The sequence below is a fragment of the Streptomyces sp. NPDC025793 genome (assembly GCF_055558375.1).
The window spans coordinates 227,054-248,986 of the sequence record NZ_JBVHMR010000010.1 but is presented as its reverse complement, the minus strand read 5'-3'; the positions used below and the strand labels follow the sequence as shown (position 1 = coordinate 248,986).

At 73.8% G+C, this 21,933-nt stretch carries 17 protein-coding genes; 4 read left to right on the top strand and 13 right to left on the bottom strand.

Annotated features, from left to right (window positions below; translation table 11 throughout):
* Nucleotides 1-298 precede the first annotated feature (298 nt).
* A complete protein-coding gene (locus tag ACZ4MF_RS21315) occupies nucleotides 299-3,463 on the top strand; it encodes an SCO5717 family growth-regulating ATPase (protein WP_467493501.1) in 3,165 nt (1,054 codons plus the stop codon).
* Nucleotides 3,464-3,525: 62 nt separating this feature from the next.
* Here the strand turns inward: ACZ4MF_RS21315 and ACZ4MF_RS21310 are convergent, their stop codons facing one another.
* From ACZ4MF_RS21310 to rimP, 9 genes are all read right to left on the bottom strand, one after another.
* Nucleotides 3,526-4,473 (bottom strand): bifunctional riboflavin kinase/FAD synthetase, encoded by a 948-nt coding sequence (locus tag ACZ4MF_RS21310; protein ID WP_467493500.1) that lies wholly within the window; start codon nucleotides 4,471-4,473, stop codon nucleotides 3,526-3,528.
* A gap of 151 nt (nucleotides 4,474-4,624) precedes the next feature.
* Nucleotides 4,625-8,368, bottom strand: coding sequence for a trypsin-like peptidase domain-containing protein (locus ACZ4MF_RS21305; RefSeq protein ID WP_467493499.1), 3,744 nt, complete (start codon nucleotides 8,366-8,368; stop codon nucleotides 4,625-4,627).
* 275 nt (nucleotides 8,369-8,643) lie between these two features.
* The gene (truB, locus tag ACZ4MF_RS21300) at nucleotides 8,644-9,549 is read right to left on the bottom strand and encodes a tRNA pseudouridine(55) synthase TruB (protein ID WP_467493498.1); all 906 of its coding nucleotides are present in this window, start codon (nucleotides 9,547-9,549) and stop codon (nucleotides 8,644-8,646) included.
* A complete protein-coding gene (gene rbfA, locus ACZ4MF_RS21295) occupies nucleotides 9,546-9,998 on the bottom strand; it encodes a 30S ribosome-binding factor RbfA (RefSeq protein WP_071375654.1) in 453 nt (150 codons plus the stop codon). The genes truB and rbfA overlap by 4 nt, the downstream gene beginning before the upstream one ends.
* Before the next feature lie 72 nt (nucleotides 9,999-10,070).
* On the bottom strand, nucleotides 10,071-10,364 hold the full coding sequence (locus tag ACZ4MF_RS21290) for a DUF503 domain-containing protein (RefSeq protein WP_356024361.1): 294 nt from the start codon (nucleotides 10,362-10,364) through the stop codon (nucleotides 10,071-10,073).
* Between the two features lie 324 nt (nucleotides 10,365-10,688).
* The gene (gene infB / locus ACZ4MF_RS21285) at nucleotides 10,689-13,769 is read right to left on the bottom strand and encodes a translation initiation factor IF-2 (protein WP_467493497.1); all 3,081 of its coding nucleotides are present in this window, start codon (nucleotides 13,767-13,769) and stop codon (nucleotides 10,689-10,691) included.
* 148 nt (nucleotides 13,770-13,917) lie between these two features.
* Nucleotides 13,918-14,214 (bottom strand): YlxR family protein, encoded by a 297-nt coding sequence (locus ACZ4MF_RS21280; protein ID WP_467493496.1) that lies wholly within the window; start codon nucleotides 14,212-14,214, stop codon nucleotides 13,918-13,920.
* 140 nt (nucleotides 14,215-14,354) lie between these two features.
* Nucleotides 14,355-15,341, bottom strand: a complete 987-nt coding sequence (gene nusA, locus ACZ4MF_RS21275; protein ID WP_071375657.1) for a transcription termination factor NusA — start codon at nucleotides 15,339-15,341, stop codon at nucleotides 14,355-14,357.
* A 2-nt stretch (nucleotides 15,342-15,343) separates the two neighbouring features.
* Nucleotides 15,344-15,853 carry a ribosome maturation factor RimP gene (gene rimP / locus ACZ4MF_RS21270; protein ID WP_467493495.1) on the bottom strand — a complete coding sequence of 170 codons (510 nt, stop codon included), beginning with the start codon at nucleotides 15,851-15,853 and terminating at the stop codon, nucleotides 15,344-15,346.
* Nucleotides 15,854-16,098: 245 nt separating this feature from the next.
* Here rimP and ACZ4MF_RS21265 point away from each other — a divergent pair, with 245 nt between their 5' ends.
* From ACZ4MF_RS21265 to ACZ4MF_RS21255, 3 genes are all read left to right on the top strand, one after another.
* Nucleotides 16,099-16,605: a hypothetical protein gene (locus ACZ4MF_RS21265; protein WP_467493494.1), complete on the top strand. Its 507-nt coding sequence runs from the start codon at nucleotides 16,099-16,101 to the stop codon at nucleotides 16,603-16,605.
* Complete coding sequence (locus tag ACZ4MF_RS21260) at nucleotides 16,602-17,120, top strand: ferritin-like domain-containing protein (RefSeq protein ID WP_467493493.1); 519 nt, start codon at nucleotides 16,602-16,604, stop codon at nucleotides 17,118-17,120. The genes ACZ4MF_RS21265 and ACZ4MF_RS21260 overlap by 4 nt, the downstream gene beginning before the upstream one ends.
* A gap of 61 nt (nucleotides 17,121-17,181) precedes the next feature.
* Entirely contained in the window at nucleotides 17,182-18,081 is a 900-nt protein-coding gene (locus tag ACZ4MF_RS21255; RefSeq protein ID WP_467493492.1) for an aminoglycoside phosphotransferase family protein, read from the top strand.
* A 96-nt stretch (nucleotides 18,082-18,177) separates the two neighbouring features.
* Here ACZ4MF_RS21255 and ACZ4MF_RS21250 read toward each other — a convergent pair whose 3' ends face one another.
* The 4 genes from ACZ4MF_RS21250 to ACZ4MF_RS21235 form a co-directional block, all read right to left on the bottom strand.
* The gene (locus ACZ4MF_RS21250) at nucleotides 18,178-19,884 is read right to left on the bottom strand and encodes a proline--tRNA ligase (protein WP_467493491.1); all 1,707 of its coding nucleotides are present in this window, start codon (nucleotides 19,882-19,884) and stop codon (nucleotides 18,178-18,180) included.
* A gap of 72 nt (nucleotides 19,885-19,956) precedes the next feature.
* Entirely contained in the window at nucleotides 19,957-20,487 is a 531-nt protein-coding gene (locus ACZ4MF_RS21245) for a GNAT family N-acetyltransferase (RefSeq protein WP_467493490.1), read from the bottom strand.
* A 112-nt stretch (nucleotides 20,488-20,599) separates the two neighbouring features.
* The gene (locus tag ACZ4MF_RS21240; protein WP_467493489.1) at nucleotides 20,600-21,448 is read right to left on the bottom strand and encodes a GNAT family N-acetyltransferase; all 849 of its coding nucleotides are present in this window, start codon (nucleotides 21,446-21,448) and stop codon (nucleotides 20,600-20,602) included.
* A 66-nt stretch (nucleotides 21,449-21,514) separates the two neighbouring features.
* Nucleotides 21,515-21,931, bottom strand: a complete 417-nt coding sequence (locus ACZ4MF_RS21235) for a barstar family protein (RefSeq protein ID WP_467493488.1) — start codon at nucleotides 21,929-21,931, stop codon at nucleotides 21,515-21,517.
* Nucleotides 21,932-21,933: the final 2 nt, after the last annotated feature.

Sequence of the window (21,933 nt, the reverse complement as noted above, 5' to 3'; positions counted from 1 at the left end):
CTCTCCCGTTTTACCCATCCTTCCTTCGGCAAGGCGCAAGGCCTGCGGGGTGTTTCGGGCGCATGGTGACCCGGCGTTCGCGTGCCGAGAAGCGGGCGGGCCTGCCGAGGGACGGCTCATGGTGATTAGGCTGGGAGTGGGCGCGCTGACAGGACCCGTGGACCGGGCGTCGGTGTCCGGGGGGAGAACCGATGGATCGGGCTGCCTCGAAAACGACTACGGACGACTCGGAACAACACGACATGGTCGCCCCAGCACGGCATGAGCATGAGGGTGTTCGACCACACCAGGAGGAACTGTGAACAGCGATCGGGACGGGATCCGCGGGGGCTGGGACACACCCGACGACGACCAGACCGACGCGGAGTCCGCCATCGAGATGACGGGCGAGTTCACCATCGACTACGCGCCGCCCGCCTGGTACACGCAGAACGCGTCGGGTTCGTCCGCTCCTCCTGCGGCGCCGGTGCCGCAGCAGTCCGTCGGCACCCCGCCGCAGGGCACTGCGTACGCGCCCCCGCAGGGCACCCCGTACGCTCCGCCGCCTCCGCCCGCGCAGGGCGGTTACGGCTTCCCGCCGCCGGTGCAGCCCGCGCCGCCGGTCGGACCTCCCGTCGGGCCTCCGGTGCCGATGCCGCAGCTGCCGCAGGGGTTCGAGCCGCAGCAGCCCGAGCCGCACGACTTCGAGCTGCAGCAGCCGCACGCCGCTCCGCAGGTCCAGCCCGTGGCGCCTGCGTCGGAGACGGACAACGGGGATCTGGAGAGCGGGGCCACCATGCGGTTCTCCGCCGTGGCCCTGAAGCGCGAGATGGCCGAGATCGCCGAGCGCGCGGCGGCCGTCAAGAAGGAGGCCGAGTCCGTCGGCCAGGATTCCGCCGAGGCCGGCGGAACGGAATCGGCCGACGCCGAGAGCACGGGTGCCGCCGGTGCCGAGGGGGCGCCCGGTGCCGAGGGGGCGCCCGAGGCCGTGGTGGCGTCGGACGACTCCGGCGAGGGCGCGGTGGGTCATGTGGCCGAGGAGCTCCAGGAGTCACGGGAGTCCGCCGAGTCCGGGGACGGTGTCGCCGCTCAGGGTGACGCCGTTGCCGAGAGCGCCGGATCGGAGGAGGACGGCTCCGCGGACGCGGAGGGTCCCGGTGCCGATGCCGATGCCGGTACTGATGAGGACGAGCACGAGGGCGCGAGCAGCGCCGGGCTTCCGGCCGCGGACGCGGACGGTGCCTCTGGTACCGAGGGCGGGGAGGGGGCCGAGGCGTCTCGGGCGGAGGGTTCCGCCGTCGTCGCGGACTCCGCCACGCCGCAGGACAGTGCCGCCCAGCCGGAGGCCGCCGCCGCTCAGACCGACGCGCCCCAGGACGCCGTGCCGCCCGCCGCCGTTCCGCAGGACGCCGTGCCGCAGGCTCCCGCCGCTCCCCCGGCCGCCCCGCAGGGTGCGCAGCCCGGTTGGACGCCGCCGCCCGCGCCGCAGAGCGGGGTGCCGCCGCTGCCGCCCTCCTACCAGCCCGCTGCCCCCGCCCCGGCGGGCCAGTGGTCCGGACAGCCGGGCCTCCCCGGTCAGCCGGCGCCGCCGCAGCAGCCCGCACCGCAGCAGCCCGGTCCCCTGCCCGGTCAGCAGCCGCCGTTCCAGCCGCAGGCCCCGCAGCCCGCGCCCGCCGCCTGGAACCAGCCCAACCAGCCGCAGCACCCCGGTCAGCCCGTCGGGCCGGCCGCGGGCCCGGGACCCCAGCCCCACCCCCAGCAGCCGCCGCAGCCCCGACCTCAGCCGCAGCAGGCAGGGACCACCGGACCCGGCGGTTACGGCTTCCCGTCGGCCGGGGTCAACTCCCCGGCGCAGCCGGGTGGTTACGGCTTCCCGCAGCCGCCGCAGGCTCCCCAGCCGCCGCAGCAGTCGCAGCCACAGCCGCAGAGCCCCACCGCGCCGACCCCGCCCGGCGGTTACGGCTTCCCGCAGCCGCAGGCGGACGCCCCGCAGACGCCGGTCGATCCGCGCACCGGTGCCGCGTGGCCGCAGCCGATCCAGCACGACCAGCGGCAGATGACCAACCCCGGTGCCGCGCCGCTCGGTTACACCGCCGCCGTGGAGCTGTCCTCGGACCGGCTGCTCAACAACAAGAAGCAGAAGGCGAAGAGCGGGCGGCCCGCAGCGGCGTCGAGTCGCTTCAAGCTCGGTGGCAAGAAGGAGGAGGCCGAGCGGCAGCGCAAGCTGGAGCTGATCCGCACGCCGGTGCTGTCCTGCTACCGGATCGCGGTCATCAGCCTCAAGGGCGGTGTCGGCAAGACGACCACGACCACCGCGCTCGGTTCCACCCTCGCCACCGAGCGGCAGGACAAGATCCTCGCGATCGACGCCAACCCGGACGCCGGCACGCTCGGCCGCCGCGTGCGCCGGGAGACCGGCGCCACCATCCGTGACCTCGTCCAGGCGATCCCGTACCTGAACTCGTACATGGACATCCGGCGGTTCACGTCCCAGGCGCCGTCCGGGCTCGAAATCATCGCCAACGACGTCGACCCGGCCGTCTCGACCACGTTCAACGACGAGGACTACCGGCGCGCGATCGAGGTGCTCGGCAACCAGTACCCGATCATCCTGACGGACTCCGGCACCGGCCTGCTCTACAGCGCCATGCGCGGCGTGCTCGACCTCGCCGACCAGCTCATCATCATCTCGACGCCGTCCGTGGACGGTGCGAGCAGCGCCAGTACGACGCTGGACTGGCTGTCGGCGCACGGGTACGCGGACCTGGTCTCCCGGTCCCTCACGGTCATCTCCGGGGTCCGCGAGACCGGCAAGATGATCAAGGTCGAGGACATCGTGGCGCACTTCGAGACGCGCACGCGCGGTGTCGTGGTCGTGCCCTTCGACGAGCATCTGGCCGCCGGTGCCGAGGTCGACCTCGACATGATGCGGCCGCGGACGCGCGAGGCGTACTTCAACCTCGCCGCGCTGATCGCCGAGGACTTCACCCGCCACCAGCAGGCACACGGGCTGTGGACCAACGACGGCAACCCGCCGCCGGTCGCCGCCCCGCCCATGCCGGGCTACGCGATGCCCGGTCAGCCCATGCCCGGACAGCCGATGCCCGGTCAGCCCATGCCCGGACAGCCGATGCCTGGACAGCCGATGCCTGGACAGCCCATGCCCGGACAGCCGATGCCCGGACAGCCCATGCCGGGGCAGCCTCAGCCGTACCCGCAGGTCCCCGGGCAGCCGTACCCGCAGGCTCCTGGGCAGCCGTACCCGCCCCAGCAGGGACAGCCCGGACAGCCGTACCCGCAGGCTCCCGCCGGTGCCCCCGGTCAGCCGTTCCCGCAGCAGCCGGGACAGCCGGGGCAGCCGTACCCGCAGGCCCCCGGACAGGAGCTGTACGGCCAGCCGCCGCAGCAGCCCGGCCAGGCGTACGGCTACCCCCAGGCGCCCCAGGCCCCGCAGCCCCCGCAGGAGCAGCCGCCGCAGCAGTAGTGACCGAAAAGGGCGGCCGGTGCGATGCGCACCGGCCGCCCTTTCGTGTCAGTCGCCCGCGGTCACTCCTGTGCCGCCACGATCTCCCGGCACCGCTTCACGTCCGCCGCCATCTGGTCCAGCAGGGCCTCCAGCGAGTCGAACTTCGCCTGGCCGCGCACGTAGGCGAGGAAGTCGACGGCGACGTGCAGGCCGTACAGGTCGAGGCCGACGCGGTCGATGGCGTACGCCTCCACGGTCCGCTCGGTGCCGTCGAACTGCGGGTTCGTGCCGACCGAGATCGCGGCCGGCATGGCCTCGCCCTCGACGTGCAGATAGCCGGCGTACACGCCGTCGGCCGGGATGGCGGTGTGCGGGAGGGTCTCGACGTTGGCCGTCGGGAAGCCCAGTTCGCGGCCGCGCTGGGCGCCGCGCACGACCACGCCCTCCACGCGGTGCGGGCGGCCCAGGATCTCGCGGGCGCCCTCGACGTCGCCCTCGGCGACCAGGCAGCGGGTCAGGGTCGAGGAGAACGGCTTGCCGCCGCCCGCCTCACCGGTGACGTACAGGTCGACGACCTCGACGTCGAAGTCGTACGTCTCGCCCTGCTCGGCGAGGAACTGGACGTTGCCCGCGGCCTTGTGGCCGAAGCGGAAGTTGGGGCCCTCCACGACCGCCCTGGCGTGCAACTTGTCCACCAGGACCTTCACGACGAAGTCGGCGGGCGAGAGCTTCGAGAACTCGGTGGTGAAGGGGAGCACGAGCACCGCGTCCACGCCCAGCTCCGCCATCAGCTCGGCACGGCGGTGGTGTGCGGCGAGCAGCGGCGGGTGGCTGCCGGGGCGGACGACCTCGCTGGGGTGCGGGTCGAAGGTGACCACGACGGCCGGGACGCCCAGCTCGCGGGCGCGGTCCACGGCATGCTTGATGATCAGCTGGTGGCCGCGGTGGACGCCGTCGTAGGAACCGATGGTGACGACGCTGCGCCCCCAGTCCTGGGGGATGTCCTCCAAGCCACGCCAGCGCTGCACTGTGACCGCTCCTCGAACCCGTGTCCGTATTGACTCTCATTGACTCTCACGACTTGCGCAGGTCTAAGGGTGCCATGCCGGGTGCTCCCGGCCCGCATCGGTGTCGGGGCTGTGACCGGGCGCACGTTCACGGCTATGCCGTCGGCGCTGCTCAGGCCGGCACCCGGACGCCGGCCAGGCTCTCCAGCGTGCGACGCGTGCTGGGGCCCACCACGGCGGCCCAGTCCTCCGGGGTCGCGCTCAGCCAGCGGGCCATCAGCGCGGCGAAACCGGGCACGTGCCGGCCCAGGTCGACCAGGCCGCGGTCGAAGCGGGTGGCGCCTTCGGGCGTACGGACCAGGAGGAGACCGGTGCGGTGGACGAGCCCGCGCGTCTCCTCCTCGCGGCGGTCGCCGTGCGCGGCCGCCGCGTGCAGGACGGCGGCCAGGACGGACGGCTCCTGTTCGCCGGCCAGCAGCACCTCCAGCAGCTCGCGGCGCAGCGGGCGGGAGGCCTGGGTGCCCGGGGCGGCGAGGACGGCGGCGAGGGCGGCACGCAGCGGTTCGGGGCCGTCGTCCAGCAGGCCCGTGACGAGGGGCAGGAGGACGGGGCGCGCGGTGGGCCCCTGCTGCTCGAATCGCCGGTCGACGTGGTGGGCGAGCTGTCCGGCCAGGTGTCCCGCGCCCTGCGGACGCAGCCGTACGGCATCCCGGGCGAGGCCGGCGACGGCGCGCGCGAGGGCCGGGGTGGCGGCGTCGGCGAGGGCCGCGAGCAGGCGCACGGCGTCGGGCGGGTCCGAGGCGCTCAGCCGAGTGCGGAAGGCCTCCAGGACCGGTTCGGGGTGGGTGGCGAGGGCCGGGGCCAGGGCGCCGGGCGGGACGTGCGGGTCGCCGTCGGCGAAGTGCCGCAGGGCGGCGGGCAGGTAGGTGTCCCGGGTGTGCGGGTCGTGGACCAGCAGGGCGAGCGCGCCGCCGTGCAGGAAGCGGTCGGCGGGGCGGGCGAGCAGGGCGAGGGCGGCGAGCCGCAGCAGCGCGCGGTCGGCCTCCGCGCGCGCGTGCGGGGCCGTGCGCAGCCCGAACGCGACGGCCGCCGCCCGGCGGACGGCGCGCTCGTCGTGCGCCCAGCGGTCGACGGCCCGGCACAGGGCCGCCGGCTCGTCCTCGGCGAGCGTGCCGAGCAGTTCGTCGGCGCGGCGGTGGGGGCTCGCGGCCAGCAGGTCGGTGAGGTCGTCCAGCGCGCCGTGCCGGTGGGTGTGCAGCAGCGCCTGGGCGGCCGTGGCGACGGTGGCGTGCGGCGTCGCGGGCAGCGGCCGCTCGTCGGCGAACCAGCGGATCAGCTCCGGCTGCACGACGGCGGGGGCGGCGGCGAGCAGCCGGGCCACGGCGTCGAGGTAGCGCCCGCCGGGCTCCGGGGGCACCTGGTCGGCCAGCACGAGCCGGCGCAGCAGATCGAGGCGTTCGGCGTCCGGGAGGGGCAGCCCGGTCCAGAAGGCGGGCCCGAACTCGGCCGGCACGGTCCGCCGCGCCCGGCGCCAGGCCACGATCCGCTCGGCGAGCAGCCGCAGCACCTCGGTGTACGGCGTCGCGTCCGGGACCTGGTGCAGGGTACGGGCGAGCAGCCGGGCGGCCCACCAGGAGCCGGGGTCCCGGTCCAGGGCGTCGGTCAAGTCCCGGAGCCGGGCGGTGAGTTGACGGGGTCCGCGCTGCCGGGCGAGCAGCAGCAGGGCCTGCACGACCGGGCCGACGCGGTGGTGCGGCACCGGCACGGGCGCGCTCTCGTGCGCGGCGCGGGGGCGGTGCACGAGGGCGTGCAGGGCCTCGTCCAGGTCGAGGTGCATGCCCTGGATCCAGTCGGCCAGCTCCTCGTGCGCGAAGCGGTAGCCGGTGCCGGCCGGGACGAGCAGGCCCTCGGCGAGCACGGCGGAGGCCCAGCCCGTGCCGCCGCCGAGGCGTGCCGGGGCGGGCCCCCACGGGAACACCGCCTCGAAGGACTCCCGGTCCAGCTCGCCCTGCCCGGGCCCGAGACTGCGCCGGGCGGCCTCGTGCACCTGCCCGGCGACGCGCGCGGCGAGCCGCCGTACGGCCGTACCGCGCGGGCCGTCGTTCCCGGCGGCGAGACGGACCGCGATGCGCAGGCACATCAGGTCGAGGTGGGCGGCGAACACCTCGTGCCGGTCGACGGGCCCGGCGGCGGGGGCGTCGGGGGCGGCGGCGCGGATCTCGGCCAGCAGCCGCAGGACGAGCGGATGCCGGGCGTCCCGGCCGGCGAGCACACCCTCGGGGACGCCGTACCGCGCACGAGCGCGGCGGGCCTCGTCCGACGTCAGCGCCGTGAGCCGGACACAGGGCGGCAGCGGAGGACCGGGCGGACAGGGGGTACAGGCCGGGGCCGGGGTGGAGGCGGCGAAGGACGTGCCGGTGGCGGCGGAGGACGCGTCGAAGGCGGCGGCGGTGGTCGCAGGCGCGGGGACCACCGGAGCCGCACGCCCGGCGGCCGAAGCCGCGGCGGTCAGCGGAGCCGCGGGGCCCGTCGCCCGAGCCGTGGGGGCCGTCGGGGCCGCGGGGTCCGCCGGGGCGTACAGCTGGTCCGGCGGGAATTCCGTACCCGCTCGCTCCCAGTACTCCTCCCGGCACGCCACCACCAGCCGTGCCCCGGTCTCGCGAAGCCAGTCGGCGGTGCCGCGGATCCACTCGGACTGCCGGTGGGCGAGGACGGGCGGCATCTCCTCGGGGCCGTCGAGGAGCAGCAGCAGCGGGCGTCCGGCGCGGGCGGCGAGGCGGGCCAGTCGCTCGGGGGTGACGTCGCCGAGGTCGCCGGAGGGGGCGCGGCGGGCGGCGGCGACGATCCGGGCGGCCCGCTCCAGCGTGCGGCGGGCCGCCTCGGCCACGGAGCAGTCGCCGTCCGCCAGGTCGGCGCCGCGCAGCCAGAGCGTGGGCGCGGGCCGTCCGGTACGGGCCCGGCGCGCGGCGAGGGCCGCCAGTTCCGTCGTACGGCCGCTGCCCGCGGTGCCGACGAGCGCGAGGACGGACCGGTCACCGTCCGCGAAGGCCGCCAACTCCCTTGCGACGCCGTACCGTTCGACGGGCTCCGGGCCGTCGGTGAGGCGGGCGTGCGGGCCGTCCTGGCCGACCGAGGTGGCGGTCAGCTCCAGGATGCCGGCCAGGTTGAGGTCGGCGCCGTACGCGGGCACGGTCGCCGCGTTGCGGGCGAGCAGGTCGGCGAGGGGGTCGTCGGCGGTGGGTCGCAGCGGCGCCGCGAACGCCGCGTCGCGCTGCCCGGTGTGCAGGGCCGCGCCCAGGACGCCGAGGACCGCGCCGGTGCGCGCGTCCAGCACCGGTCCCCCGGCCGCCCCGCAGCCGAGCCGCAGCGCGTCCCGGCCCGCGGTGCCGATGGCCAGCTCCAGCGCCTCGGGGACCGGGTGGAAGCGGTCCGTGGCGGTGTACGTCGCCTCGGTGGCGGCCAGCACCCTCGCCTCGCGCCAGCAGCCCGCCGGGAGCCGTACGTAGGTGCCGGCGTCGATCCGCTCCCGCACGGTCAGCGGCAGCGGGGCCACGCCCAGCCCCTCGGTGCGCACCAGGGCCAGGTCCTGGCCGGGCAGCGGGGTGACGGCGCCGGCGTCGACCACGCACACGCGCTCGCCGGTACCGGCGCCGCCGTGGCCGTCTCCGGCCTCGGCCGGGGCGCGCAGGACGAGCCGGGGCAGGCCGTCGACCGCCTCGTGGCTGGTGAGCAGGGTGCCGTCGTGATCGGCGAGGAAACCGACCCCGCGGGGGCGGCCGGCCAGGTCACGGATCTGGACCAGAGCGGGGCCGGAGGGAGGAGGCGCAGAGGTGCGGCCGATGCCGTCCTCCGGCTCTCGGCGACCGTCTCCCGCCTCCCCGCGACCGCTTCCGGTGCGCGGGCCCCGTCCCGCCATGGCCGTACCTCCCCGCCCGTGCCCCTGCCTGTCCTCGACGGTAGGCGCGCGATGATCGGCGGGACAGATCGCGTGGCGAACGCGCCCCCGTCCGCTCCCCCGGTTCACTCCGAGCGCCTGCCCGGACGGGTGAATAGGCGGGTGCCGCTGGATAGCCCTAGGGATGGGGGAACCGAGGGGGGACCGTGGAGCGGCGGCAGGAGCCCGCCCCGTGGCAGGCCGCCGCTCCACGGGCGAACACGCGTCCGTGCCGCGCACGCCCCGGAAGCGCTGTCTCAGCCGAAGACGGCCAGGCTCTTGGCCTTGCCCTTCTGTTCCTCGACGAGCGCCAGGAAACGGCCCTCCCCGTCGAAGACGGCCACCGGGCCGCGGCCCGCGTACGCGTCGGGCATGTCGAGCCGTACGCCGTTCAGCAGCAGCCGGGCCCGCCTGGTGTCCACCTGCCAGCGCGGGAACGCGGCCGCGGCGGCCTCGGCGACGGGCATCACGGTCAGCTCCTGCTGGAGCTGGTCCAGGGTCCTGGCCGCGTCCAGCTTGTACGGCCCCACGCGCGTGCGGCGCAGCGCGGTGAGGTGGCCGCCGACGCCGAGGTCGGCGCCCAGGTCGCGGGCGAGGGCGCGGATGTAGGTGCCGGAGGAGCAGACGACGGAGACGACCAGGTCGAGGACCCGCGTGCCGTCTTCGGCGACCGCCTCCCGGATGTCGTACACGGTGAAGGACGAGACCGTCACCGGGCGGGCCGGGATCTCGAAGTCCTCGCCCTCGCGGGCGCGCTTGTACGACCGCACGCCGTCGATCTTGATGGCGCTGACCTTGGACGGCACCTGCATGATGGTGCCGGTCAGCTTGGCGATGCCGGCGTCGACGGCCTCCCGGGCCACCTTGGCGGTGTCGGTGGACGAGGTGATCTCGCCCTCGGCGTCGTCGGTGAGCGTGTTCTGGCCCAGGCGGATGGTGCCCAGGTACTCCTTCTCGGTCAGCGCGAGGTGGCCGAGGAGCTTGGTGGCCCGCTCGACGCCGAGGACCAGCACGCCGGTCGCCATCGGGTCGAGGGTGCCGGCGTGGCCGACGCGGCGGGTCCGGGCGATCCCGCGCATCTTGGCGACCACGTCGTGCGAAGTGAAGCCCGACGGCTTGTCGACGATGACAAGGCCGTCGGGCGGGGTGGGCTTGCTGGTCATTCGGCGCTGTCGTCCGTCTCCTCGTCGGAACCCGGCTTCTTGTACGGGTCCGCCTCGCCGGCGTACGCGGCGCCCGCGGACGCCTCGCGCACCGCGGCGTCGGACTGCCGGGCCCGGTCGAGGAGGTCCTCGATGGTCCGGGCGGTGTCCGGCAGGGCGTCCGCGACGAAGGTCAAGGTCGGCGTGAACTTCACACCGGCCGCGCGGCCGACCTCGGAGCGCAGGATGCCCTTGGCGCTCTCCAGGCCGGCGGCCGCGGCCGTCCGCTCCTCGTCGTCCCCGTAGACCGTGTAGAAGACGGTCGCCTCCCGCAGGTCACCCGTGACCCGGGTGTCCGTGATGGTGACGTGCGAGCCGAGCCGCGGGTCCTTGATCCCGCGCTGCAGCTTCTGGGCCACCACCTCTCGGATGAGGTCCGCCAGCCTTTTCGCCCGCGCGTTGTCGGCCACTGGTCCGTCTCCCGTTCTTTCTTCTTCGTTCTGTGCTCAGTCGTCGTCGCTCGGTCGTCGCTCAGTCGTCGCTCAGTCGTCGTCGCCGTGAAAACGCCGTCGGACCGAGAGCAGTTCCACCTCGGGGCGGCCCGCGACCAGCCGCTCGCACCGATCGAGTACGTCGCTCAGGTGCCCCGCGTCGCCGGAGACCAGCGCCAGGCCGATGCAGGCCCTGCGATGGAGGTCCATGTGGTCCACCTCGGCCGCGCTCACCGCGTACTTCCGCTGGAGTTCGGCGACGATCGGGCGGACGACGGAGCGCTTCTCCTTCAGCGAGTGGACGTCGCCGAGGAGGAGGTCGAAGGACAGAGTCCCCACGTACATGTGTGTAGCCGGTTCACCCGCCGGTACGGGATCGATGGCCCCGTAGCCGTGTGGCCGGGGACATCAAGAACGGTACCGCGTACCTGCCGGTGGCTCGACAGGGTTTCGGCACCGTGGCCTGCGCAGCCGACCTGGGGGCTCCGCCCCCGGATCCCCGGCCTTGCCCACCAGCCATCCGACTCGCTTGGCTGAATGGGTGCCCTTTCAGCCGACCGGGACGAGTGGGCCGGTGGGCAAGCGGGGTCCGGGGGCGGAGCCTTTGGGAACGGCGAGCTGGCCGGCAGGACCGAGATCCCGCCGGCCAGCATCAGAATCCGTCGGCCGTTACGCCCGCGGCTTCTCGCGCATCTCGTACGTCGCGATGACGTCGTCGACCTTGATGTCGTTGAAGTTTCCGAGGTTGATACCACCCTCGTAGCCTTCGCGGATCTCGGTGACGTCGTCCTTGAAGCGACGCAGACCCTCGATGTTGAGGTTCTCCGCGACCACCTTGCCGTCGCGGATGAGGCGCGCCTTGGTGTTGCGCTTGACCTCGCCCGAGCGGATGAGGACACCGGCGATGTTGCCCAGCTTGGACGACTTGAAGACCTCGCGGATCTCCGCCGTACCGAGCTCGACCTCTTCGTACTCCGGCTTGAGCATGCCCTTGAGGGCCGCCTCGATCTCCTCGATCGCCTGGTAGATGACCGAGTAGTACCGGACGTCCACGCCCTCGCGCTCGGCCATCTGCGCCGCGCGGCCGGCCGCGCGGACGTTGAAGCCGATCACGATGGCGTCGGAGCCCATCGCCAGGTCGATGTCGGACTCCGTGACCGCACCGACGCCGCGGTGCAGGACGCGGATGTCGACCTCTTCGCCGACGTCCAGCTGGAGCAGGGAGGACTCCAGAGCCTCGACCGATCCGGACGCGTCGCCCTTGATGATCAGGTTCAGCTGCTGGACCTCGCCGGCCTTCAGCACCTTGTCCAGGTCCTCCAGCGACACGCGGCGCGTGCGCTTGGCGAACGCGGCGTTGCGCTCGCGGGCGGCGCGCTTCTCGGCGATCTGACGGGCCGTACGGTCCTCGTCGACCACCAGGAAGTTGTCGCCCGCGCCCGGGACGTTGGTCAGACCCAGGACCTGGACCGGAGTCGACGGGCCGGCCTCGGCGACGTTGTTGCCGTTGTCGTCGAGCATGGCGCGCACGCGGCCGTAGGCGTCGCCCACCACCATCGTGTCGCCGACCCGCAGGGTGCCTCGCTGGACGAGGACCGTCGCCACGGCACCGCGGCCGCGGTCGAGACGGGACTCGATCGAGATGCCCTGCGCGTCCTGGGCCGGGTTGGCCCGCAGGTCGAGCGAGGCGTCCGCGGTGAGGACCACGGCCTCCAGCAGCGAGTCGATGTGCAGACCCTGCTTGGCGGAGATGTCGACGAACATCGTGTCGCCGCCGTACTCCTCGGCCACCAGGCCGTACTCGGTCAGCTGACCGCGCACCTTGGTCGGGTCGGCGCCCTCGACGTCGATCTTGTTGACCGCGACGACGATCGGGACGTCGGCCGCCTTGGCGTGGTTGAGCGCCTCGACCGTCTGCGGCATGACGCCGTCGTTGGCCGCGACGACCAGGATCGCGATGTCGGTCGACTTCGCACCACGGGCACGCATGGCGGTGAACGCCTCGTGACCCGGGGTGTCGATGAAGGTGATCTTGCGCTCTTCGTCGTTGACCTCGGTCGAGACCTGGTAGGCACCGATGTGCTGGGTGATGCCGCCGGCTTCGCCCGCGATGACGTTCGTCTTGCGGATGGCGTCGAGCAGTCGGGTCTTGCCGTGGTCGACGTGACCCATGACGGTGACGACCGGCGGACGGACCACCAGGTCCTCCTCGTCGCCCTCGTCCTCGCCGAACTCGATGTCGAAGGACTCGAGCAGCTCGCGGTCCTCCTCCTCGGGGCTGACGATCTGAACCGCGTAGTTCATCTCGCCCGCGAGGAGCTGCAGCGTCTCGTCGGAGACGGACTGCGTGGCCGTGACCATCTCGCCGAGGTTCATCATGACCGCGACGAGGGACGCCGGGTTGGCGTTGATCTTCTCCGCGAAGTCGGTGAGCGACGCGCCGCGGGAGAGACGGATGGTCTCGCCGTTGCCGCGCGGCAGCATCACGCCGCCGACGCTCGGGGCCTGCATGGCCTCGTACTCCTGGCGACGCTGCCGCTTCGACTTGCGACCGCGACGCGCCGGACCGCCGGGACGGCCGAAGGCACCCTGCGTGCCACCACGGCCACCGGGACCGCCCGGACGACCGCCGAAGCCGGGACGACCGCCGCCGCCACCGCCGGGACCACCGGGACGACCGGCGAAGCCGCCGCCACCGCCGCCGCCACCGGGACCACCGGGACGACCGGCGAAGCCGCCGCCACCGCCGCCGGGACGGGCGAAGCCGCCGCCACCGCCGGGACGACCGCCGCCGCCGCCGGGACGACCGCCGCCACCGGGACCACGGCCACCGGGGCCACCGCCGCCGGGACGCGGGCCGGCAGCGGGACGCTGCGGCATCATGCCGGGGTTCGGACGCGGACCGGCCGGGCCGGGACGCGGGCCGCCCTGCGGGCGGGGCATGCCGGCGGGCGACGGACGGGAACCGCCCGGAGCCTGCGGACGGGGACCGCCGCCCTGCTGGCCGGGGGCCTGCGGACGCGGACCGGCGCCGGGGGCACCGGGGCCGCCATGGCCACCGGGACGGGGTCCGCCCTGCGGGCGCGGGGCCTGCGGACGGGCCATACCGGTGGAGCCACCGGAGGTGAAGGGGTTGTTGCCCGGACGCGGGCCGGCCGGACGGGCACCCGGACGCGGGGCCTGACCACCGGGACGCGGGGCACCCTGGCCCGGACGACCCTGGCCCTGACCCTGAGCGGGACGACCGCCGGGCTTCGGGGCGCCGGGGCGGGCGCCGGGACGCGGACCCTGCGCGGCCGGGGCCTGCGGGGTCTGGGCGGCGGCCGGAGCGGCCGGCGGAGCGGTGAACTCCGGGGCTGCCGGGGCCGGGCGCGGCGCGGGCTTGGGACCCGGCACCGGACGCGGGCCGGGGGCCGGCGCGGACGGCGCGGGAGCCGACGAGGCGGCCGGCTGCGGGGCAGCAGGCGCCGTCGGAGGCTTGGGGGCCGGCGGCCTCGGGGCAGCCGGACGGGCCGCCTGCGCCGGAGAGGGCGCGGCGGGCCTGGGGGAAGCCTTGCGCGGGGCGGGCTTACCGGCGGACTTGCCGTTGCCACCGCCCTGGAAGGCGTCGGTCAGCTTGCGTACAACCGGCGCTTCGATGGTCGAAGACGCCGAACGGACGAATTCACCGAGTTCTTGGAGCTTGGCCATGACGACCTTGCTCTCCACGCCGAACTCCTTGGCGAGTTCGTATACCCGGACCTTAGCCACTTCGCTCCTTTGAGGTCCGGGTTTGCGTCCGGACCGTCGCTACTTCATGGGCGTACTCATCGCGTGCTCATCGAGTGCTCATCGCAATCTCGACCTACTTCCAACTCGCGGGGTACCTGGTCACGCGGACGGTCCGCGCGCCACTTCCTTACGGTGTTGCCTGCTCGACAACTGTTGTCTGCTCGACGTACTGGCGCAACGCCTTTGTGTCGAGCGCTCCCGGGGCGCGAAGTGCCCGCGGGAACGCCCGGCGGCGTACCGCCTGATCGAGACAGACCAGGGCGGGATGTACATAGACACCCCGGCCGGGCAGCGTACCGCGCGGATCGGGGGCGCACGCGTCCTCGATCCGCACGATCCGCAGGAGATCGTTCTTGGCCGCCCGCTCCCGGCACCCCACACAGGTGCGTTCAGGGCATGCTCGGGCGTGCGTCCGGCCAGACACAGTTAAGTCTACCTCCCCGCACCGACCTCACCCCTCCGGGGGAAAGATCGAACGGCTGTTGTCGCAAACCAGCTGTCAACCCAACGATCTGCGGCTTGGATCCATTCCCTGCGGCCCGGGGGCGCCGGGCCGCCCGGCTCCTACTCGGCGGGCTGCTCGGTGTCCGGGCGGATGTCGATGCGCCAGCCGGTGAGGCGCGCGGCGAGGCGGGCGTTCTGCCCCTCCTTGCCGATCGCCAGCGACAGCTGGTAGTCCGGCACGGTCACCCGGGCGGAACGGGAGGCGAGGTCGACGACCTCCACCTTGCTCACCCGAGCGGGTGACAGGGCGTTCGCCACCATCTCCGCCGGGTCGTCCGACCAGTCGACGATGTCGATCTTCTCGCCGTTCAGCTCGCCCATCACGTTGCGCACCCGGCCGCCCATCGGGCCGATGCAGGCGCCCTTGGCGTTCAGGCCCGAACGGGTGGACCGTACGGCGATCTTGGTGCGGTGACCGGCCTCGCGGGCGATCGCCGCGATCTCGACCGACCCGTCGGCGATCTCCGGCACCTCCAGGGCGAAGAGCTTCTTCACCAGGTTGGGGTGCGTGCGGGACAGGGTCACGGACGGACCGCGGACGCCCTTCGCCACCCGGACGACGTACGACCGCAGGCGCATGCCGTGCGGGTAGGTCTCGCCGGGAACCTGCTCCTGCACCGGCAGGATGGCCTCCAGCTTGCCGATGTCGACCAGCACGTTCTTCGGGTCGCGGCCCTGCTGGACGACGCCGGTGACGATGTCGCCCTCGCGGCCGGCGTACTCACCGAGCGTCGCGTCGTCCTCGGCGTCGCGCAGCCGCTGGAGGATCACCTGCTTGGCGGTGGTCGCCGCGATCCGGCCGAAGCCGGACGGGGTGTCGTCGAACTCGCGGGCCTCCTGGCCCTCCTCCAGGTCCTCGGGGTCCTCCTTCGCCCACACGGTCACATGCCCGGTCTCCCGGTTGAGCTCCACGCGCGCGTGTCGGCGGCTTCCCTCGGTGCGGTGGTAGGCGATGAGGAGGGCCGACTCGATCGCCTCGACCAGCAGGTCGAAGGAGATCTCCTTCTCCCTGACCAAGCCCCGCAGGGCGCTCATGTCGATGTCCACGGCTACGCCTCCTCCTCTTCCTTCATGTCCTTCATGTCCTTGCGGTTGAACTCGACCTGCACGCGCGCCCTGGCGATCTCCGGGAAGCCGAGCCTGCGGCTGGTCGCCTTGCGGCCCTTGACTCCGGGGACCTCGACGTCGAGACCGTCCTCGTCGACCGTCAGGATCCGGGCGACCAGTTCGCCGCCCTCGGTCAGCTGGAACTTCACGAGCCGTTCGGTGGCGCGCACGAAGTGCCGGTGCTCGGTGAGGAGGCGCTCCGCGCCGGGGGTGCCGACCTCCAGGTCGTACGCCGCGTCGCCCATCGCGTCGGTCTCGTCGAGCTTCGCCGAGAGCGCACGGCTCACATCGGCGATGGCGTCCAGATCGGCTCCCTCGTCGGAGTCGACGACCACGCGCAGCACCCGCTTGCGTCCGACGGAGTCCACAGCGATCTCTTCGAGATCCAGCCCCTGGGAGGTGACGAGCGGTTCCAGCAGCTCTCGCAGCCTCTCGCTCTGGGTGGTGCTCATCCGGGTGACTCCTCGGCCGCGTGTGCTGTTGTGGGATGGGTCGCGTGTCTGGTCAAAGGGTATCCGGTCGCGGGGGGTGTCGCTGTCCCCGCCCGGGGCGGGGGCGGGCGTCCGGTGCACCCGAGCGCCCCTTGGGTGGCCTGTCTGAGCCGGTGACATGAAGCGAGGGGATGCGCGGGTACCGTGATCACGGCGGGCCGCCCTCCCGCCCGTGTGTTCGTACGAGCCCCCCGAGGACGTCAGCCGTGCCGTACCCGCCAACCCCGCGCGCCCTCTCGGGTCCGCGGAGGAGAACCCTGCTCGCCTCGGCCGCCGGTGCCGCCCTGCTGGCGGGCTGCACGTCCGGTCCCGGCTCGGGCGGCGGCACCCCCTCGGTGACCGAGCGGGCACGCGCGCGTGCGGCCGCGGACAGCCGGGCGCTGCTGGCGCGCTACGACGCCGTCCTCGCCGCCCACCCCGGGCTCGCGGACCGGCTGCGGCCGCTGCGGGCGCAGGTGGCGGCCCATGTCGCGGCGTTCGCGGACGGTACGCCCCCCACGCCCGGGAAGTCCTCGGCCTCTCCCGCTCCCACCCCGGCCGTCCCGGCCGCCGAGAAGGACGCCCTGGCCGCGCTGGCGACGGCCGAGCGCACGCTCGCCGACCGGCGCGCCAAGGCCCTGCTGGACGTGCCGGGCGAGCCGGCGCGGCTGCTGGCGTCGGTGGCGGCGGCCGGGGCGGCGCACGCGTACCTGCTGGCGGAGGGGGCCAAATGAGCGGCGACAGGACCAAGGACGAGGCCAGGAAGGCCGAGCTGACCGCGCTCCAGGCGGCGCTGGCGGCGGAGCACGCGGCGGTGTACGGGTACGGCGTCGTCGGCGGCCGGATCGCCGAGGCGCGCCGCGCCGAGGCACTGACGGCCTGGAACGCCCACCGGGCCGGCCGCGACGCGCTGGCCCGCGAGGTGCGCGACCTGGGCGGCCTGCCGGTCGCCGCGGACGCCGCCTACGCGCTGCCCTTCCCGGTGCCGGACGCGGCGGCGGCGCTGCGGCTCGCCGCACAGCTGGAGCAGCGCCTGGCCGGGGCGTACGCGGACCTGGTGCGGGCGGCGACGGGCACGCGGCGCGGCGCTGCCGCCGGGGCGTTGCGGGAGGCCGCGGTGCGCGCGGCGCGCTGGAGCGGGCAGAGCGTAGCCTTCCCTGGGCTCGCCGAGCGGGCCGCCGAAGGAGTCGCCGAGGGGACGGGCCCGGCCGGTGCGACCCCGTCGGCCTCCGCCTCGGTGTCACCGTGAGCCGGTGACCCGGCCCGCTCCGCAACGACACGATTTCTGACCCGAAGGGAAACGCTCGCGCATGGCTTTCGAACCGCCGCCGCGCCTCGTCAAGGCGCTCGGTGAGACGGCACCGGACGGCGACGCCTGGCTGGCGGAGCTGCCCAAGGCCGCCGAACGGGCCGTCGCCGAGCGGGAGTTGACCGTGGAGCGGGTGCAGGTGCCGGGCGGGCGCAGCAGCCTGGTGCTGCTGGTGCGGCGCGCCGACGGCACCCCGGCGGTGCTGAAGCTGGCCCCGCCCCGGGCCCGCCCGGAGAGCGAGCGGGCGGCGCTGGCGCACTGGGGCGGGCTGAGCGCCGTGGAGCTGCTGGAGGACGGGGCCGAGGAGGGCGTACTGCTGCTGGAGCGGCTGCACCCGGATGTGTCGGTGCGGTCGCTGCCGGAGGCGAAGGCGCTGCTGGAGGCGGCGGGGACGCTGCGCCGGCTGTGGGTCGAGCCGCCCGCGGACCATGTCTTCGAGACGGTCGCCGAGCGCACCGGGCGGCAGGCGACGGCGATGCGGGCGGGCGCGGACGCCGGCCCGGAGGTGGCACCGCTGGTCGACGCGGCGCTCACGGCCCGCGAGGAACTGCTCGCCGCGCCGCCCGAACACCGCTTGCTGCACGGCACGTTCCGGCAGAGCAAGGTGCTGTCCGGGGAGCGGATGCCGTGGCTGGCGGTGGGTCCGGATCCGGTGGCCGGCGAGTGCGCCTTCGATCTGGCGCGGCTGGTGCGGGACCGGGTGGAGGACCTGATCGCGTCGCCCTCGGGCGCGGCGACCGTACGGCGGCGGATCAAGCGGCTCGCCGAGTCCCTGGAGGTCGACCAGGAGCGGCTGCGCGGCTGGACCCTGTTCCGGGCGGTGGAGTCGGGTGTGCGGGCCCTGCGGGTGGGACGGCCGAAGGACGGCGAGCTGTTGCTGGAGTTCGCCGGCTGGCTGTAAGAGGCTCAGGAGGCTTCGACGACCGGCGGCGAGCCGCGACGCACAAGCCCCCTGGGACCACCGCGGGTCCCAGGGGGCTTGTGCGTCGCCGAGGGCCTACTGGGCGGTGAGGCGGGCGATCGCGTCCTCGACCGGCAGCTCCTCGCGCTCACCGGTCTTGCGGTCCTTCAGCTCGACGACGCCCTCGCCGGAGCGGCGGCCGGCGACCAGGATCTGCGGGACGCCGATCAGCTCGGCGTCGGTGAACTTCACGCCCGGCGAGACCCCGGCCCGGTCGTCGACCAGGACGCGGACGCCCGCGGCGGCCAGCTTCTCGGCGACGTCGAGGGCCAGTTCGGTCTGCAGGGCCTTGCCGGCGGCGACGACGTGGACGTCGGCCGGGGCGACCTCCTTGGCCCACACCAGGCCCTTGTCGTCGGCGTTCTGCTCGGCCAGCGCGGCCACGGCACGCGAGACGCCGATGCCGTAGGAGCCCATGGTGACGCGGACGGGCTTGCCGTTCTGGCCGAGGACGTCGAGCTTGAGGGCGTCGGCGTACTTGCGGCCCAGCTGGAAGATGTGGCCGATCTCGATGGCGCGGTCCAGCTTCAGGCCGGTGCCGCACTGGGGGCAGGGGTCGCCCTCCTGCACGACGACGACGTCGACGTACTCGGCGACCTCGAAGTCACGGCCCGCGACGACGTTCCTGGCGTGGGTCTGGTCCTTGTTGGCACCGGTGATCCAGGAGGTGCCGGGGGCCACGCGCGGGTCGGCGATGTAGGTGACCTTCTCGCCGAGGCCCTGCGGGCCGACGTAGCCGCGCACCAGGTCGGGGCGGGCGGCGAAGTCGGCCTCGGTGACCATCTCGACGGTGGCCGGGGCGAAGTGCGCCTCGACCTTGTCCAGGTCCACCTCGCGGTCGCCGGGCACGCCGACGGCGACGATCTCGCCGTCCACCTTGACCAGCAGGTTCTTCAGCGTGGCGGAGGCGGGGACGCCGAGGGAGGCGGCCAGGGTCTCGATGGTGGGGGTGTCCGGGGTGGGGATCTCCTCCAGCGCGGGCGCGTCCGCCGCGTCGACCGGCTTGAGGGCGTAGGTGATCGCCTCGGTGTTGGCGGCGAAGTCGCAGTTCGGGCAGTCGGCGAAGGTGTCCTCGCCGGCCTCGGCCGGGGCGAGGAACTCCTCGGACTTGGAGCCGCCCATGGCACCGGCGGTCGCGGCGCAGATGCGGTAGTCGAGGCCGAGGCGCTCGAAGATGCGCTGGTAGGCCTCGCGGTGCAGGGCGTAGGACTTCGCGAGGCCCTCGTCCTCGGTGTCGAAGGAGTACGAGTCCTTCATCAGGAACTCGCGGCCGCGCAGGATGCCGGCGCGGGGGCGGGCCTCGTCGCGGTACTTGTTCTGGATCTGGTAGAGGATCACCGGCAGGTCCTTGTAGGACGTGCACTGGTCCTTGACGAGGAGGGTGAAGATCTCCTCGTGGGTGGGGCCGAGGAGGTAGTCGCCGCCCTTGCGGTCCTTGAGCCGGAACAGCTCCTGGCCGTACTCGTCCCAGCGGCCGGTCGCGTCGTACGGCTCGCGGGGCAGCAGCGCGGGGAGGGTGACCTCCTGGGCGCCGATGGCGTCCATCTCCTCGCGCACGATCCGCTCGACGTTGGAGAGGACCTTCTTGCCGAGGGGCAGCCAGCTCCAGATGCCGGCGGCGGTGCGGCGGACGTAGCCGGCGCGGACGAGGAGCTTGTGGCTGAGGACCTCGGCGTCCGCCGGGTCGTCGCGCAGGGTCTTCGCCATCAACTGGGACATGCGCTGGACCGGTGCTTTCGCCATGGCTCTCGTACTCCTGCCGGGTAAGGGTGATGTCAGGAGGTTAGCCGGGCCGCCTGTGCGGGCGGAAATCGGTCAGCGCGCGCGCAGCGGCAGGGGGGCGCCCATCACGGCGTACGGCCGCGGCGCGCTCGGGAAGTGGACCTGGCGGGCGAGGTCGACGTAGCCGAGGGAGAAGTACAGACCGCGGGCGGGGCTGTCGGTGTCGATCGCGGAGAGGATCGAGCGGGGCTCGGCGGCGGAGTCGGTGATCATGGTGATCAGCCGCCGCCCGATGCCCCGGTTCTGATGACCGGGGTGGACGTGCAGTTCGGTGATGACGAAGGAGTCGTCCAGCCAGTCGGCGTTGTCGTTGGCCCGGAGGTAGGGCTCCACGACGGTGGACCACCAGTGGGTGCGGGAGTTCGGCATGCCGTAGACGAACCCGACCAGACGCCCCCGGCTGGTGGCCCCGAGCGCCCGCGCACCCCGGTACTGCATGTGCCGCTGGACGATCTGCCGGCGTACGGCGACCTCGTCGGGCCCGAGCCCGAAGGCGACGGCCTGTACGGCCAAGGCCTCGTCGACGTGGGCGGCGAGGTCCAGGGGGCCGATGACGAGGTCCATGCCGGGAGGGTACAGGGAAGCCGGTGGCGGGGGTTCGGCTGTACGGCGGGAGTGGCCGGCGGGCGACCGGGGGCAGTGCGACGCGGGGATGTGAGCGCAGGAGCGGTGACTTTCAGAAGAGGACGCTCATGAACGCGCCCACCTCTTGGAAGCCGACCCTGTGGTACGTCCGTCTCGCCGCCGTGTTGAAGTCGTTCACGTACAGGCTCACCACGGGGGCGGCGTCGGCGAGGGCGTACCGCAGGACCGCCGCCATGCCCGGTGCCGCGAGCCCCCTGCCCCGGTACTCCGGAGCGACCCACACGCCCTGGATCTGACAGGCCTGGCTGGTCGCGGCGCCGATCTCGGCCTTGAAGACGACCTTGCCGTGCTCGTCGACGCGGGCGAAGGAGCGGCCGGCGCCGACGAGCTCGGCGACGCGGGCCTGGTAGAGCAGCCCGCCGTCCCCGGCCATCGGGGACACGCCGACCTCCTCGGTGAACATCGCCACGCACGCCGGCATGATCGTCTCCATCTCGTCCTTGCGGACGCGGCGGACGTACGGGTCCGGGGCGACGTCGGCGGACATCCGGTCGGTGACCATGAGCGGCTGATGGGAGCGGACCTCACGAGCCGGCCCCCAGTGCGGCTCCAGCAGACGCCACAGCCCGGCGGTGGCCTCGGCGGGCCCGACGATGGAAGAACAGCGCCGCCCGGCCCTGCGGGCCCGGTCGGCGAAGGCCCGTACAGCCCTCGGAGTCGCACAGATGGGCACCAGGTTCGCCCCCGCGTAGCACAGGGACGTGAGCATGCCGTCCTCGTACCAGCCCCACATCTCGCCGCCGAGCCGCCACGGGTCGAGGCCGGCGATCTGGACGCGCGAGGTCACGAACGCGTTCGTGACCGGCTCGCGGTGGAGGACGGCGAGCGCGGCGTCCAGGTCGCTCGGTTCGAGCACCCGTGAGGTGGTCTGGGTCAACACGTGCGGGGCCTCGGGGCTGGGGATCTGCTGATCCTCCGCACTGTACCCCGAGGGGTGGTGGAGCGCTTAGTGGTGAGATCCGGCTGCGGGCGGACCCAGCAGCACGACCTCGAAGGTGCTCCTCTCCTGCCCCGGCGATCCGGGTCTCCCCGCCCAGAAGGTCACGGCGTCGTCCAGGGCCCGCAAGAGGATCTCGCGTTCGTCAGGGCCTTCCGACAGGACCGCGTCGGCGTCGTCGATGACGACGAGGAAGCGCGTGGCAGCGATCCAGTGGAGATCGCGCGGGCAGTCCCGCAGGGCGTTCCAGTTCCAGCCGAAGTGGTCGGGGAGGCGGAGCGCCTCGTAGAACTGGGTGAACACCCCGTCGACGTCGCGCATCTCCTGCCCCCGCATCCGGGCCGTGTGGAGCAGGCCGACGGGAGGGCGGGCGTCCTTCAAGGGGACCAGTAAGTCGGGTGAGGCGACACGGATTCCGCTGTCCACGG